This window comes from Nostocoides veronense, from assembly GCF_039531185.1.
Classification (GTDB): domain Bacteria; phylum Actinomycetota; class Actinomycetes; order Actinomycetales; family Dermatophilaceae; genus Nostocoides_A; species Nostocoides_A veronense.
This window is the reverse complement of record NZ_BAAAPO010000016.1, coordinates 111,659-126,265: the sequence shown is the minus strand read 5'-3', so window position 1 is coordinate 126,265 and position 14,607 is coordinate 111,659. Positions and strand designations below refer to the sequence as shown.

The 14,607-nt window shown below is 69.5% G+C and carries 14 protein-coding genes; 2 read left to right on the top strand and 12 right to left on the bottom strand.

Annotated elements, in window-relative coordinates; genetic code table 11:
• Window positions 1-32: 32 nt before the first annotated feature.
• The 4 genes from ABD225_RS05415 to hisI form a co-directional block, all read right to left on the bottom strand.
• A complete protein-coding gene (locus ABD225_RS05415; protein ID WP_344082252.1) occupies window positions 33-257 on the bottom strand; it encodes an HGxxPAAW family protein in 225 nt (74 codons plus the stop codon).
• Window positions 258-421: 164 nt separating this feature from the next.
• Window positions 422-1,036: a Trp biosynthesis-associated membrane protein gene (locus tag ABD225_RS05410; RefSeq protein ID WP_344082250.1), complete on the bottom strand. Its 615-nt coding sequence runs from the start codon at window positions 1,034-1,036 to the stop codon at window positions 422-424.
• Window positions 1,033-2,583 carry an anthranilate synthase component I gene (locus ABD225_RS05405; RefSeq protein WP_344082248.1) on the bottom strand — a complete coding sequence of 517 codons (1,551 nt, stop codon included), beginning with the start codon at window positions 2,581-2,583 and terminating at the stop codon, window positions 1,033-1,035. Before ABD225_RS05405 ends, ABD225_RS05410 begins: the two co-directional genes overlap by 4 nt.
• Entirely contained in the window at window positions 2,580-2,951 is a 372-nt protein-coding gene (gene hisI / locus ABD225_RS05400; RefSeq protein WP_344082246.1) for a phosphoribosyl-AMP cyclohydrolase, read from the bottom strand. The genes ABD225_RS05405 and hisI overlap by 4 nt, the downstream gene beginning before the upstream one ends.
• Before the next feature lie 761 nt (window positions 2,952-3,712).
• Between hisI and ABD225_RS05395 the strand changes: the two genes are divergently transcribed.
• Window positions 3,713-5,188 carry an HNH endonuclease gene (locus ABD225_RS05395; RefSeq protein ID WP_344082376.1) on the top strand — a complete coding sequence of 492 codons (1,476 nt, stop codon included), beginning with the start codon at window positions 3,713-3,715 and terminating at the stop codon, window positions 5,186-5,188.
• A gap of 43 nt (window positions 5,189-5,231) precedes the next feature.
• On the opposite strand, the gene ABD225_RS05390 is transcribed toward ABD225_RS05395, so the two are convergent.
• The 5 genes from ABD225_RS05390 to ABD225_RS05370 form a co-directional block, all read right to left on the bottom strand.
• Window positions 5,232-7,031 (bottom strand): ABC transporter ATP-binding protein, encoded by a 1,800-nt coding sequence (locus ABD225_RS05390; protein WP_344082245.1) that lies wholly within the window; start codon window positions 7,029-7,031, stop codon window positions 5,232-5,234.
• Entirely contained in the window at window positions 7,028-8,911 is a 1,884-nt protein-coding gene (locus ABD225_RS05385) for an ABC transporter ATP-binding protein (RefSeq protein ID WP_344082243.1), read from the bottom strand. Before ABD225_RS05385 ends, ABD225_RS05390 begins: the two co-directional genes overlap by 4 nt.
• Before the next feature lie 25 nt (window positions 8,912-8,936).
• A complete protein-coding gene (locus tag ABD225_RS05380) occupies window positions 8,937-9,575 on the bottom strand; it encodes a TIGR03085 family metal-binding protein (RefSeq protein ID WP_344082241.1) in 639 nt (212 codons plus the stop codon).
• Between the two features lie 4 nt (window positions 9,576-9,579).
• Complete coding sequence (gene hisF / locus ABD225_RS05375; RefSeq protein WP_344082239.1) at window positions 9,580-10,368, bottom strand: imidazole glycerol phosphate synthase subunit HisF; 789 nt, start codon at window positions 10,366-10,368, stop codon at window positions 9,580-9,582.
• A gap of 135 nt (window positions 10,369-10,503) precedes the next feature.
• Entirely contained in the window at window positions 10,504-11,463 is a 960-nt protein-coding gene (locus tag ABD225_RS05370; protein WP_344082237.1) for a hypothetical protein, read from the bottom strand.
• A gap of 161 nt (window positions 11,464-11,624) precedes the next feature.
• Between ABD225_RS05370 and ABD225_RS05365 the strand changes: the two genes are divergently transcribed.
• Window positions 11,625-12,839, top strand: coding sequence for an MFS transporter (locus ABD225_RS05365; RefSeq protein WP_344082235.1), 1,215 nt, complete (start codon window positions 11,625-11,627; stop codon window positions 12,837-12,839).
• 141 nt (window positions 12,840-12,980) lie between these two features.
• Here ABD225_RS05365 and ABD225_RS05360 read toward each other — a convergent pair whose 3' ends face one another.
• The 3 genes from ABD225_RS05360 to ABD225_RS05350 are packed head-to-tail and all read right to left on the bottom strand — an operon-like array spanning window position 12,981 to window position 14,555.
• Window positions 12,981-13,445: a PH domain-containing protein gene (locus tag ABD225_RS05360; protein ID WP_344082233.1), complete on the bottom strand. Its 465-nt coding sequence runs from the start codon at window positions 13,443-13,445 to the stop codon at window positions 12,981-12,983.
• Window positions 13,433-14,278, bottom strand: coding sequence for an ATP phosphoribosyltransferase (gene hisG / locus ABD225_RS05355; protein ID WP_344082231.1), 846 nt, complete (start codon window positions 14,276-14,278; stop codon window positions 13,433-13,435). Before hisG ends, ABD225_RS05360 begins: the two co-directional genes overlap by 13 nt.
• A gap of 13 nt (window positions 14,279-14,291) precedes the next feature.
• Window positions 14,292-14,555 carry a phosphoribosyl-ATP diphosphatase gene (locus ABD225_RS05350; RefSeq protein WP_344082229.1) on the bottom strand — a complete coding sequence of 88 codons (264 nt, stop codon included), beginning with the start codon at window positions 14,553-14,555 and terminating at the stop codon, window positions 14,292-14,294.
• Between the last annotated feature and the right edge of the window lie 52 nt (window positions 14,556-14,607).

The following is a 14,607-nucleotide window of genomic DNA, read 5'->3' as shown; positions in this document are numbered from 1 at the left end:
GTGTTTCCCGAACTCGACGGGGTTGAGCGGCGTCAGCTGTAGAGGGAGCGGACCGGGTTCTTGTCGCCATAGCCCATGCGCGACAGGAGCGGCCACAGCAGGGCGCCGATGACGAAGGCGACGGCCGCGGCGATGGTGAGCGGCCGATTGTCGATGACCAGGCCGAGGCACGCCAGCGCCGACGCGATGATCATGACGAAGCTACTCGCCCAGGCGGCCACGCTGTGACCGTGGCTCTCGTGCTCTTCGTGCGCCATTGTGTGCTGCCCTCTCGCTCTGCCGACACGCGTTGTCGCAGAGTCTAGGGCGTGCTGCGAATTCCCAAAGTGACGACCTCACGCCCAGGTCGTCAGTTTCGGCCGAGTTCGTCACATCAACCTGCCGAACTCGACCGGACGTGACGATTTCGCGCCGCACTGCGTCAGTGCGCGGTGGGGTCGATGTCCTTGTCCATGTCATCCCACGCAACCGGCGTGCGTTCACCCCGAGAGCCCGCAGCGCTGCCGTCCCCGGAGGTGGGCAGGGCGGGGGTGGAGGGGGCGTCATACCGCTGGGACAGGCCCCGCCACCGGCCGGCACCGGCGAGGCCACCGAGCACGGCCACCGTCGCCAGTGCGGCGGCGGCCGCGACCAGCCAGGGCCAGGGACTGACGGCGATGTCCTGCACGGGTATGGAGCCCGTGCGGCTGGTCCGCTCGGCCGCCAAGGTGCCGAGCAGGCCTGCGGCCGACGTCACCGCCCGGAGGGAGAGCACCGAAAGCAGAACACCCGCGGAGGCCGCCGCGATCAAGGCAATCCGGCGTGCGAGCGGCCCGGCCGTGGCAGCGGCCAGCACTCCGGCCCCAAGCACCAGGGCGATCGCCACGAGACCAGGCACCACGTCGGCACCCGCGGCGCGAATCGTGGCCGACCCGAGCACGGCATCCGCCGTCTGTCCGGTCAGCCACGTCCGGCGACCCGAAATAGCCGCTACGGCGGCAGCGGCGAGCGCTACCGGCAACACGATGCGGGGGCCGGTCCACGGCATACGGCTCATGGGGCACGCAAGGTCTCGGCTGCGGCCACGGCGCGCAGCACGGCGGCGGCCTTGTTGCGGGTCTCTTCGAACTCCATCAGGGGCACGCTATCGGCCACAATCCCGGCGCCGGCCTGCACAAAGGCCTTCCCGTGGGCGAGCACAGCGGTGCGGATGGCGATGGCGACGTCCATATCGCCGTGGAAGTCGAGGTAGCCCACGACCCCGCCGTAGATCCCGCGCCGGGTGGGTTCGTAGGTCTCGATCAACTGCATCGCCCGCGGCTTCGGCGCGCCGGAGAGCGTGCCGGCAGGGAAGGTCGCGGCGAGGGCGTCGTATGCCGTGCGCCCCTCCCCCAGGTGCCCGACGATCGTGGACTCCAGGTGCATCACGTGGCTGTAGCGGCGGATATTGAGGAACTCCACGACATCGACGCTGCCGGCCTGACAGACACGCTGGAGGTCGTTGCGGCCGAGGTCGACCAGCATGACGTGCTCGGAGCGCTCCTTGGGATCGTCGAGCAGGTCGACCTCAAGCTGCTGGTCGTGCTCGGGCGTCTTGCCGCGCGGGCGGGTGCCGGCGATGGGGTGCAGGATGACCTCGCGTCCGGTGACCTTGACGTGCACTTCCGGCGAGGAGCCGACGATATCGAAGCTGCCACCAGCGGGATGTTCGAGCCGGAAGAAGTACATATACGGGCTCGGATTGCTCGACCGCAGAACGCGATAGACGTCCAAACCATCGGCGGAACAATCCAGGTCGAAGCGCTGCGAGAGCACGATCTGGAAGGCCTCTCCGGCCCGGATGTCCTCCTTGCAGCACTCGACGAGGTCCTCGAAATGCTCCTGCGTCAGGTTCGAGCGGACCGTGCGCAGCGCCTCGTCGGCGGCGCGCGGGTCGAGCACCGCGACGGTGCTGGCGGTGGGGACGGCGAGGGCCGCCGTCATGGCATCGAGGCGCTCGACCGCGTCGCGCCAGGCCCATTCGACGCGTTCGTCGGTGTTGTCGTAGTTGATGGCATTCGCGACGAGCAACACGGAGCCGTCGCTGTGGTCGAGTACCGCGACATCGGTGGCGAGCACCATCGCAATCTCTGGCAGGTCGAGATCGTCAACCGCCTTCTGCGGCAGGCGTTCCCAGCGGCGGACGGCGTCATACGCGATGGACCCCACGAGCCCGCTGGTCAACGGGGGCAGGCCCGGAATGGCCTCGGTGGCGAGCGCCTGGACTGTGTCCCGGACCGCCTGCACGGGGTCGCCGCTGGTGGGTGCGCCGACGGGTGCCTCGCCGATCCAGAAGGCCTCACCGTCGCGCTCGGTGAGGGTCGCGCGACTGGCCGCGCCGATGATCGAGTAGCGACTCCATACCCCGCCGTGCTCAGCCGATTCGAGGAGGAAGGTGCCCGGATTCCCTTGGGCGAGTTTGCGATAGACCGCGAGCGGGGTCTCGCCGTCGGCGAGCAGCCGGCGCACGACGGGCACCACTCGGCGGTCCTGCGCGAGGACGGCGAAGGTGTCGAGGGCGGGCCAGGTGGCGCCATAGGACAGATCGGGCAGGCCGACGCTCACTGACTTGCCTCCGCTTCCTGGGTCACGTGGGCCGGTAGGGAGCCGGCGTCGAAGCAGGTGTGGTCACCGGTGTGGCAGGCCGCCCCGACCTGCTCGACACTGACCAGGAGCGCGTCGCCATCGCAGTCGAGAGCGACGGCCCTGACGAATTGCGCGTGGCCGCTGGTGTCGCCCTTGCGCCAGTACTCCCCCCGGCTGCGCGACCAGAAGGTCACCCGCCCGCCCGTCAGGGTCCGGTGCAGCGCCTCGTCGTCCATCCAGCCGAGCATCAGAACTTCGCGGGTGTCGTGCTGCTGGACGATCGCGGCCACCAGGCCCGCGGCGTCCCGCTTGAGGCGGGCGGCGATATCGGGATCGAGCGGGCTCACCGGGTCATTGTGCCAAGGACGGGTATGCCGGTCGGCGCCGTCTCGTGCCCGGGGCGGCAACCTTGGAGTCTGGGGAGCCCACCGGGCTCCTGTCCACCTCCGCGTGGTGCTCCTCGTGGTGCCCCGCGCCACTTGACGGGCGGGCGCGCACGTCAACGTGCGGGGGCTAGTCCGACAGCCGGCTCGGCCCCGAAGCGTGCTAACGGCCCACCTCTGGTTCCGGCCGCGTTCCGAGCCAGCACATCCCACCGCGCGAGGTGGTCGGTCGGTCATCGGCTACGCGAAACATCATGCATTACAAGGATTTTCACGCGGTTGACCCTTGTGAATCTGATCGAACTGGTGTACCATTTGAGGATGACGGCGATGGCGCAGCACCCCCCGGACGGGCCTCTCGGGCCCGCTGCTGGACTGCGCCCCGCGGGTGCTTGTGAGGGCTTGACTCCTCTTGATACGCGTGGTGGCCGCCGCTGGACGCCGAGGAACTTGTCGCGGATTTCGAGGCGTGGCAAGACGAACTCGGCTGGGATGACGAGGACGAGGCCGACGAGCGGGACTCGTGGGCGCTCGCCTCGACCGAACCCCGCTGGTGCGACCAGCCGGCGAACCCATTCGTCACAGCGCAGATCGCTGCCTCACCAGGTGCCGCGGTCCGGGAGTTGGTCGATTGGCTCGCCACCCTGGTGCCGAACAACAGGACAGATGCTGACGGCGAATGCAGGGAACCCGGCATCGAGTTCAGCCTTGCCGAATTGATCGACGTGATCGCCGGGCTGGAGCACGTCAAGGGCGCCATCGCAGCCGCGCAAGCCCGCGCCACCGCTCAGTTCGGGCGAGCGACGGTGCGGGAGGCGCTCGCGAACCGGGCCTCGCTGCCCAAAGCCCGATCCTCCATCGCGCCACAGATCGCGCTCGCCCGCCGCTGCTCCCCCGCTACCGCCGACCGGCACCTCGGACTCGCGCGGGCGTTGCCGGGGATGCCGCACACGCGGGCCGCATTGACGGCCGGGATCATCGACGAACGGTCCGCCACCGCGATCGTCCGCGAAACCAACGTCCTTAACCCCGAGCTGCGGGCCCGGGTGGATGAGTTGATCGCGCCACGGCTCGCGACATCGAGTCTGAAACAACTCACCGGTGCCGCCGCGCGGTGCGCCGCGGAACTCGACCCCGCCGCTGTCGTGGCTAAACACGAACGCGCAATGGCGGAACGGGGTGTGTGGACCCGGCCCGCACCCGACGGGATGGCGTACCTGTCGATCTTCGGGCCATTGACAGGGATCGTCAGCGCGTATGCGTCCGTGCACCGGCACGCCACCGCCGTCGTCGCCGGCCACCACGAAACCGACGACGGTGAGACTCCCGCTGACCCGCTCGCTGAGCGGACCCACACCCAGGTCATGGCCGACGCCGCGCTGCGCTGGCTGTCAGGGTTGACCCCCGGCCAGGCCTGCCCCGTCGCCCTCAACCTCGTCATGCCCGCCGAAAGCCTCTTGGCCCCGAAGTCAGCCAACACCGATGCAAAGCTGATGGCCCAGTGCCGGGCGGCCAAGGGCGGCAGTGAGACGGACGGCGACGACTCCACAGCCGGCCAGACGTCGAGTAGCCCAGGCGCACACGGTCACCCGGGAGACAGGGACAACACCCATCCGACCCTCGCACCTGCTGCCACCCGCGGGTCACGGAGCACCGAGACACCCGCCCGGATCCCGGGACACGGCATACTCCCCGCAGCCCTCGCCCGACGGCTCCTCCTCCACGGGTGCGAACCAACCGATCCCGCGAAACCCGCGTCACCCCAACACGATTCGCCACCGCCGGCTCCCACCCCTGGCGGCACTCGACTGGCCGAGCCGGCGCAGGTCTTCCTGACCAGAATCTTCACCAGCCCCGACGGCCGCGACCTGCTCGCCCTGGACGCAACCGCCCGGCTCTTCCCACCCCGACTCCGCGCCGCCCTGATCCTGCGCGACGACACCTGCCGCACGCCATACTGCGACGCCACCATCCGCCACGCCGACCACATCCAACCAGCAGCCGACGGCGGACCCACCAGCCTGACCAACGGACAAGGACTCTGCGCCCGCTGCAACTACACCAAAGAACTCCCCGGGTTCACCACCCGCGTCCTGGACCCGCAGGAAGGGCCTGAGGCGGGACGGCATACCCACGTGACGGGACTGACCACGCCGACGCGGCATCGCTACCTCTCGGTGGCGCCCCCACTGCTGGGCTGAGCCGTCCGTTCACACTGCCCGTGCGCGACCAACGCAGCACCACTCAGTGCGCGGCCTGGTTGGCTACCCAGGAGGCGTGGAGGGCTGCATACGGCCCGAGCTCGGTGACGAGCACCGCATGCGGGCCGCGTTGCACCACCCGGCCGGCGTCCATGACGATGACCTCATCGGCCGCCTCGGCGGTCGAGATGCGATGCGCAATGGCGATGGAGGTGCGGCCGCGCGAGAGCGAGTCCAGGGCCCGCTGCAGGCGGACCTCGGTCGCCGGGTCGACGGCGGAGGTGGCCTCATCGAGAACCAGCAGGTCGGGGTCGGCGAGATAGGCGCGGGTCAGGGCGACGAGCTGCCGCTCCCCCGCCGAGAGCGACTCGCCCCGCTGCCCCGCCGCGGTGTCGATTCCGTCCGGCAGCCCCTCGACCCAGGCATCAAGGCCGAGTTCGGTCAGCGCCAACGCCACATCGGCCCGGCTGTGCGGTCCGCCGAACCGGATGTTCTCCAAGACCGAATCGTCGAACAGGAAGCCCTCCTGCGGCACCATGACGACGCGCGACCGCAGCGACGCGAACCGCACATCGCGCACATCCACGCCATCGAGCAGCACCGCACCGTTGCTCGGATCCATCAGCCGCGTCAGCAGCCGCGCGAAAGTTGACTTGCCCGAACCCGTTTCGCCGACGACCGCGATCCGGCTTCGGGGCGCTACATGCTCGGTGACCCCATGCAGCACCGGCTCACCGCCCGGATAGGCAAAGCTCACGTCCTCGAAATCGACGGTGATCGGCCCCCGCGGCAGGTCGACGCCACCCGCGCCGGGGTCGGCGACATCGGCCGGCGTGTCGAGCACCTCGATCACGCGACGCCAGCAGGCGACCGCATTCTGGAGCTCGTTGAGGATCTCGGTGGCCTGTTGCACCGGCTGCGTGAAGAGCCCGACGAGGAAGAGGTATGCCAGCAGCGCACCGAGCGTCATATCGCCGCGCGCTGCGAGCCAGGTCCCGACGACGAGCACCACGGCGACGGTGATTCCGCCGACGAATTGCCCCGCCGAGAAGGCGATCGATGACCGAATGTGCGCGGTGGTCGCCGCCTGCCGGTGGTCCTCGATGGCCGTGTCGAGGCGCCGGGCGGTGCGCTGCTCGACCCCGAAACTGCGGATCGTCGCCGCGCCAACGACCGACTCCGAGACCGCAGCCAGGACATCGCCGACCCGCTCGCGCACCTGGGTGTATGCCGTCCCGAGCGACCGCTGCATCCGCCGCACCACGATCAGCAGCGGGACGAAACAGCCCCACGTCACGGCCGCGAGCACCGGGCTGTAGAGCACCATGAGCACCGTCGCCAGCGTGATCTGCCCGAGGCTGACGATGAGCATGATCCCGCCGAATTGCACGAACTGGCTGATCGTGTCGACATCGGTCGTCACCCGCGCCACCATCGATCCGCGCCGCTCGGCATTCTGCGTTAGCACCGACAGGTCGTGAATATGCCGAAAAGCCTTGACCCGCAAGGTCGCCAGGCCGGATTCGGAGGCGGTGAAGAGGCGGACGTTCACGGCATACACCGCCAGCGCGGTGAGCACGACGACGACCGCCGCCATGGCCAAATAGCGGTAGACGAGGCCGGTGTCGGGTCCTCCCGCGGCGAGCAGCCCGTCGTCGGTGACCCGCTGCACAACCACGGGTATGACGACTCGCCCAGCCGTCGCGAGCACCGCCAGGACCAGGGTGACCCGCAGGCCGCGGGTCAGTTCCGGTGACAGCCGGATGCCGCGCCGCACCGTCCCCCAGGCGGTGGTGCGGACCGGGGCGCCTCCCGTCTCCGACGGCACAGCGGCAGCGCTCATCGCTCCCCTCCCGCTGCGATCGCCGCGTCATCTACCTGCTCCTCGTCGGAGGCGACGGCGGCGCGCTCGGCGGCCTCCCGGGCATACGCCGTGACCAGGTCGGTGTAGCCCTGACAGCGAGCGAGCAGCTCGGCGTGCGTTCCGCGGTCGACGAGCCGCCCCTGATCGAGGAAGACCACCTCGTCGGCGAGCGCGATCGTCGACATGCGATAGGCCACGACGAGCACAGTCATCCCGCCTGTCCCGGCGCCGAGGGCGGCAAGGATTGCCTGTTCCACCGTGGGGTCAACCGCGGATGTCGCGTCGTCCAGCACCAGCAGCCGGGGCTGGCGCACCAGGGCGCGCGCGAGCGCGAGCCGCTGACGCTGCCCACCGCTCAAGGTGGCGCCCCGCTCCCCAACTGTGGTATCGAGGCCGTCGGGCAGGTAGGCGACGAAGCCGTCAGCGTGCGCGGTGCGCAGCGCGCGCCATACGGTCTCGTCGGGGACCTCGGCGCCAAGGGTGACATTGCCACGGATCGTGTCGTCGAAGATGAATGTCCCCTGCGGCACCAGCGCCGCTTGGTCCGCGAGGGCACCGGGGGCCAGATCGCGCAGGTCGGTGCCGTCCAGCAGCACGCGTCCGCTCGTCGGGTCCATCAGCCGGATGAGGAGCGCCGAGAGCGTGGACTTGCCGGCGCCGGTCGGGCCGACGATCGCCACCGTCCGCCCGGCGGGCACGTCCAGGGTGATGTCCTCGAGGGCGGGTATGACGCTCGGTGCGCTGTACTCCCCCTGCGCGAGCGCGTAGTCGTAGCCCACGCCCTCCAGCCGCAAGCGCGCCCCAGGAGTCTGCCCCGCCAGGCGGGTCGGCCCGTGTCCCATCGATCCCTGGGCACTGAGCACGGCGTTGACGCGCTCCCAGCCGACGAGGGTGCGCGGCACCTCGCCGAGCACCCAGCCGAGGGCGCGGACCGGGAAGGCGAGGACGGAGATGAGGTATGCCAGTTGCACCAGTTCGGCGGTCGTCACCGCCCCGGAGGCGACGCGGCCGACGCCGATCCCGAGGACGGCGAGGGTGCCAAATGTGGGGATCGCCTCGATGATCGGGTCGAAGGTGCCGCGGGTTCGGCCGGCCGCGATGGCGGCGACCCGGAGCCGGTCGCTGACCTCGGCGAAGCGTTCGGTCTCCCGGGCTTCACGCCCCATGACTTTGACGAGCAGGGCGCCCTCGAAGGACTCGTGCGCCACTTCGGCCACCTCGGCCCGCAGCTGCTGAGCCTTGGTGACGCGCGCGCTCATTCGGCGCTGGAAGGCGGCATTGACCGCGAAGAGCAGCGGGAAGATCACCATGCCGACTAGCGCCAGCACCGGGTCGATCAGGAGCATCTGGATCAGGCCAGCGATGAGCATGACGATGACGCCGAGCGCCATCGGCAGCGGCATGAAGATGCCCCACGTCGCCTCGACATCGGCGTGCGCATTGGAGAGTAATTGCCCGGAGGGATGCCGGTGATGCCAGGCGAGCGGCAAGCGCAAGTATTGGCGCGTCACCAACCGGCGGTACTCAGCGCCGACATTGAAGACCGTGAACCCGCCGCCGATTCGGCGCAGCAGAACCCCGATCGTCGTCAGGAGCACGACCGAGCCGATCGTCGCCCCGATGATCAGTGCTCGCCGCCCGGTGAGGTGGCCGTCCGCGATGGCCGGCGTGATCTGGTTGGCCGTCACCCAGCCGACGGCCTGCGCCATCCCGGCCGTCATGACGCCATAGAGCACACTCCCGGCGACGGCGATGGCGAACAGCCGCGGTTGCGAACGGACACCGATGGCGACGACCCGTGCTGCCCGCCGGATCACCCGATCGGTGGCGGCGCCGTCCGCGAGGTCAGCGGTCGGCATACTCAGGAACCGGCATGCGCAGCCGTCACGCGATGCCCAACTTGCTCGACCACAGCGCGTCCACCGCGTCGTCGCTGCCGCGGCTGGTGATCTCCGCCTGGGCGCGCCGGCCGTATGCCGCGAGCACCAGTTCCCCGGGGGCGCCCTCGACCGCGACGCTGCCGCGCGGAGTGGCCGGCTTGGCAACGATCCGTCCTAGCGGCGAAATCAGTTCCGCACCAACGGAAGCGCGGCGGAACATCAGCTTCGCCATCCGGTCCAGTGCGGACCACAGGGCGCGCTGTTCGGCCTCGGGGATCACGCGGCGGTCGGTGCGCTCGCCGGCGCGCAGCACATCCTCGTGATGGACGTAGAACTCGATGAGGTTGACGAACTCATCGACCGGACCGAGGCGGGTGGGCGAATAGATCGGCGGGCCGGTCCGAACCGACTCCACGAGATCGGGCCAGGGCTGGTGCTTGATGGCGCGCACCTGCCGCTTCGCCGCGCCGCCGATAATCGGCAGCATCGGGCCGACGATCAGGTCGGGCCGGCCATCGCGGACGACCAGGTGGGTGGCCAGATCGGCGGTGGTCCAGTCGCCGCACAAGGTGGGGGCGTCGGGCCCGACCTCAAGAAAGGTGTCGCTGAGGGCCTCCCGCTCGGCCCGGGCGAATCGCGTCATGGTCCTATCCTGCCTGCACTTGGCGCACCGGATGACCGTGCGCGGCGATGGCGTCCTTGACCTGCGAGATGGTCAGGGTGCCGAAATGAAAAACCGAGGCCGCCAAGACCGCATCGGCACCCGCATCGAGAGCCTGCGCGAAATGCTCCGGTATACCAGCCCCGCCGCTGGCGATGATCGGGATCGAGACCTCGCGGCGCACCTGCTCGATGAGTTCGATATCGAAACCCTGCGTGGTGCCGTCGGCGTCCATGGAGTTCAGCAGGATCTCGCCAGCCCCGAGTTGCGCTGCGCGCGAACACCATTCGATCGCGTCCAGGCCGGCGCTCTGGCGGCCGCCGTGCGTGGTGACTTCGAAGCCTCCGACCGGCGCGCCATCTTCGCCAACGCGCCGCCGCACGTCCGCCGACAGCACGAGCACCTGGGCGCCGAAGCGGTCCGCAATCTCCGAGATGACCTCCGGCCGGTGGATCGCCGCGGTGTTGATGCCCACTTTGTCCGCGCCCGCCCGCAGCAGCTTGTCGACATCGTCGACGCTGCGCACTCCCCCACCGACCGTCAGCGGGATGAAGACCTGCTCGGCCGTCCGGCGAACTATGTCGTAGGTCGTCTCGCGCCCCCCGCTGCTGGCCGTCACATCGAGAAATGTCAGCTCATCGGCCCCCTGGGCGCCATACGCCGCCGCCAACTCGACCGGGTCGCCGGCGTCCCGCAGGTTCTCGAAGTTGACGCCCTTGACCACCCGCCCCGCATCAACATCCAGGCAGGGAATCACACGCGCCGCCAGAGCCATACGCCCGAGTTTATGCGCGGGGAGCGAGTCCCTCTTTTCTCTCCGGATGCCGAAAGCTTGAGGTTCGGGTGCCCTAGAAAGTCACCCGAACCTCAACTTTCCGGCATCCGGAGAGAAACAGCAGAGGAGCGCCGCCTACCAGCCGACCGCCTTCAGCACGGCCATGCCGACATTGCCGGGGGTGCGAATGGTTTCGCCGCCGCCGATGGCATAGGTCATCAGCGAGTTGGGGTTGCCCTTGGGGAAGGTGGCCTCGTCGAGGTGGCTGTAGCTGCTGCCCTGGCGCCACGTCAAGGGAGCATAGAGCTTGGCCGACTTACCGCCATTGGCCGAGCGCACCGCCGGGGTGTCGAAGTAGACGTTGTTGCTGCGCAGGGCGCTGCCCAACTGGGTGGAGTTGTCGGGCATCTTCCACAGCAGCGGGCTCGTTGCGGTGGAGCCGAGGCGGGTGTAGCGGTCATACGAGATGTTCTTGCCGCTGATCCGCACGGAGCCCAGGCTCCCGCTCACGCGGCCAGCGCCGAGGAATCCGACCCCATGGCCGAGTTCGTGCGCGACGACGGACTGGAAGTCGTACTTGCCGGCCGGGGCCGGGCCGGTGCCGAAGTGCCAGTTCGAGAAGTTGCTGCTGAAGCGTGCGACGACGTCGGGCGCTGAGTTCAGCTGCTTGCCGGACTTCTTGTTGGCGACCGCGTCGACATAGAGCACACCACCGATGTCCCAGGCGTATGACGGCCCGGCCGAGCCGAGGATGCCGCTGCCGAGGGGCTCCCAGCTGGCCTTGACGGTGATCGGAACGGAGCTGTTGAGCTTGCCAGCCCACATGTTGACCGCGCGTTGGAAGGCGGCCTTGGCTTCCGCCGAGAATCCCGTGTAGGTGACCACGAATTTCGCGGTCGGCGCGGCCTTGGCGCCGGCCGAGTCGTCGACGAAGCTCGGCACGCCGCCGAGCGGCCCCGCATAGACCGGGACCTGGGTGCCCGCGATCGGCCGCGGGGCCGGGGCGCTTGAGGCACCCGCCGGCACGGCGGCAAGACCGGTGGCGACCATCGTCAGGGCTGCCGCCCCGCTCAGGATCATGGTGGAACGACGCATGCTGATTCCTTCTCTCCACGCCGGGCCGGACCTCGGCCCCGGCGAAACACCGGATTCTCCCCTCCGAGAATCCAGGCGAGCAGACGCTAGCACCCGCTGGCCGGTTCCCCTGACTGCTGACGACCGCACCGTCCTTGCAGGTGAAGTCGCGACAATGGCCCGTGACTTCGACCGCCGCGACACCTCCTCGACCGCTCGCCGGACAGGGCCTGATCCTGCTCAGCGTCCTGGCCGTGGCGGCGAACCTGCGCGGCGTCATCGCCAGCGTTCCGCCGCTGACCAAGGAGATCGCGAGCGGGCTGGGCCTGGGGTCGGGCTGGATCGGCGCGCTCACGGCACTTCCGGTGCTGTGTATGGGGGCCTTCGCACCCCTCGCGCACCGTGCGGCGATCCGTTCTGGCGCAGCCACGCCCATCGCCGCCGGCATCGCCGCGATCAGTCTCGGGGCGGCTCTGCGGGGGCTGGGCGGGCATACCTCCGTGTATGCCGGCACCTTCCTCGCCGGAGTCGGGATCGCTGTCGTCGGCACTCTCCTCCCGGGACTGGTCAAGCATCTCTTCCCGCCGGAGCGGGCGGGGCTGGTCACCGGCGCCTACATGCTGGCGATGATGGGCGGCGCCGGCGTGGCATCGGCGGTCAGCGTGCCGCTCGCCGTCGCCCTCGGCTCGTGGTCGCATTCGCTCGCCCTCTGGGCGCTGCCGGCCGTCGCGGCTTTCCTTCTCTGGCTTCCGCTTTCGCGGCGCATCCATCATGACGCGCCAAGTCTCGACACCGACGACACGCCGGCGGACGTGCGCCTGCCGTGGCGGCATCCGACGGCCATCATCGTGACGACATTCCTCGCCCTGCAATCCTGGCAGTTCTACTCCTCGCTGGCCTGGCTGGCCCCGACCTTTGTCGATCACGGCTGGTCTGGCGAGCGCTCGGGCTACCTGCTGTCGGTCTTCACCGCGACCCAGATGGTCGCCGGATTCGCCGGGCCGGCTCTTGCTGATCGGATCCGGGACCGGCGGCTCCTCCTGCTTCCCGCGGCGGCCGCGATCGCCGCTGGGGATCTCGGTGTGCTGGTGGCTCCGGACGCGGCGCCGTGGCTGTGGGCGACCCTGCTCGGGGTCGGCCAGGGCGCGTCCTTCGCCGTGGGCTTGGTTCTGCTGGTGAGCTATGCCTCCTCCACCTCGGCCAGCGCCCGGCTGTCGGCGATGGGCCTGGGCGTCAGCTATGTCCTGGCCAGTTGCGGCCCCACCGTCATGGGGCTGGTGCGCGACGGCTTCGGTGGCTTCCGGAGCGTATGGGGAGGGCTCGCCCTTTTAGTGATCCTCCAGGTCGCGGCCGTGGCCCGGCTCCGCCCGGACCTTGAGCCCGTCGGCCACGGCTGAGCGGAGCGGGGCATCTGCACGCGAGCGGGGCTATAGCCCCGCTCCCAACCGCAAAGGCCGCTCGGCTCGGCAGAAACCCCGCTCGGCTCGGCAGAAACCCCGCTCGGCTCGGCCCACGGGAGTGGGGCCGCTATTCGGCGTCTAGGCCGACGACGTCCGGCCCTGATGCGCGTCGACCAGCGCAGCGAGTCGGGCCGCCTCGGCGACGCCCACCGGGCCGTCCGCGCGCTGGATCGCCATCACCGAGACGCTCTCCCCCTCGGCCATTTCGATCATCACCCACGGCTCGCCGCCGCCGAAGCGCACATCCTCGATCTCCGACCACGGCAAGGTCTGGGTGAGGATGAGGTTGCGCACGCGCAGCCCGTCCTCCTGCGGCCACGCCTTGATCAGCGCATAGCGCACCATCAGGGCGGCGATGGCCAGCCCGAGCGACCACACCATCAGCTTGTCCATCGGCCCCCACTTGCCGCCGACCTCCGGGCCAGGCAACAACAGCGCGATCACGCCCGCGAGAACCGTCGCGATGACACCGGAAATGATCGCCATCGCCCGCCCGCGCCGCGGGACGAAGGGCGCCTCCGCAGCAGGAGTCACAGCCGGCATGCGCTGATCTCGGTCACGAGGATGGCCCGCGCGCCAAGGTCATAGAGCGCATCCATCACCCGATTCGTCTGCGAGCGCGGCACCATCGAGCGCACCGCCACCCACTCGGGATTCTGCAGCGGCGAGACCGTCGGAGACTCCAGGCCGGGCGTCAGCGAGCAGGCCTTCTCCACCAGCGAGGCCGGGCAGTCATAGTCCATGAGGACGTAGTGCCGCGCCGTGACCACCCCTACGAGCCGCCGCCGCACCGTCTCCACCGCGGCGGTTTGTTGCGTCCCCGGCCGGCGTATGAAGACCGCCTCCGACCGCAGGATCGGCTCGCCAAAAGGCTCCAAGCCCTGGGCTCGCAGCGTGGTCCCGGTCTCGACGACATCGGCGATGACATCGGCAACCCCGAGGGTGATGGCCGTCTCGACAGCCCCATCGAGCCGCACAACATCCGCCTGCACCCCGGCCTGGGCCAGGTGCTTGGCCACGAGCCCGGGGTATGACGTGGCCACCCGCCGGCTGGAGATCCCCGCGACCTCGGTCACTTCACCGGGGCGGGCGGCATACCGGAAGGTCGAGGCACCGAAGCCGAGGGCCATGACCTCCTCGGCACCGGAGCCGGCATCGAGGAGCAGGTCGCGGCCGGTGATGCCGGCGTCGACAGTCCCCGAGCCGACATAGACGGCGATATCACGCGGGCGCAGATAGAAGAACTCGACCCCATTGTCCGGGTCGGTGACGATGAGTTCCTTGGGGTCGCGGCGGGTGCGATAGCCCGCCTCTTTGAGCATGTCGATGGCGGACTCGGCGAGCGAGCCCTTGTTGGGGACGGCGAGGCGCAGCATACGAAAGTCGTTCCTAGAGATAGCTGTAGACGTCGTCGGGGGTCAGCCCGGTGGCCAGCATGAGGACTTGCAGGTGATAGAGGAGTTGGCTGATCTCCTCGGCCGTCTTGTCCTTGCCTTCGTATTCGGCGGCCATCCAGACCTCGGCCGCCTCTTCGACGATTTTCTTGCCGATCATATGGACGCCCGCGTCCAAGGCCGCCACGGTCCCGGACCCGGCGGGCCGGGTGGCCGCCTTGTCCGCCAGCTCGGCATACAGCTGATCGAAGCTCTTCACGTGCACCAAGAGTACGGGGGCGGGCCGAGTAGGCCCGCCCCCGTCCATGCCA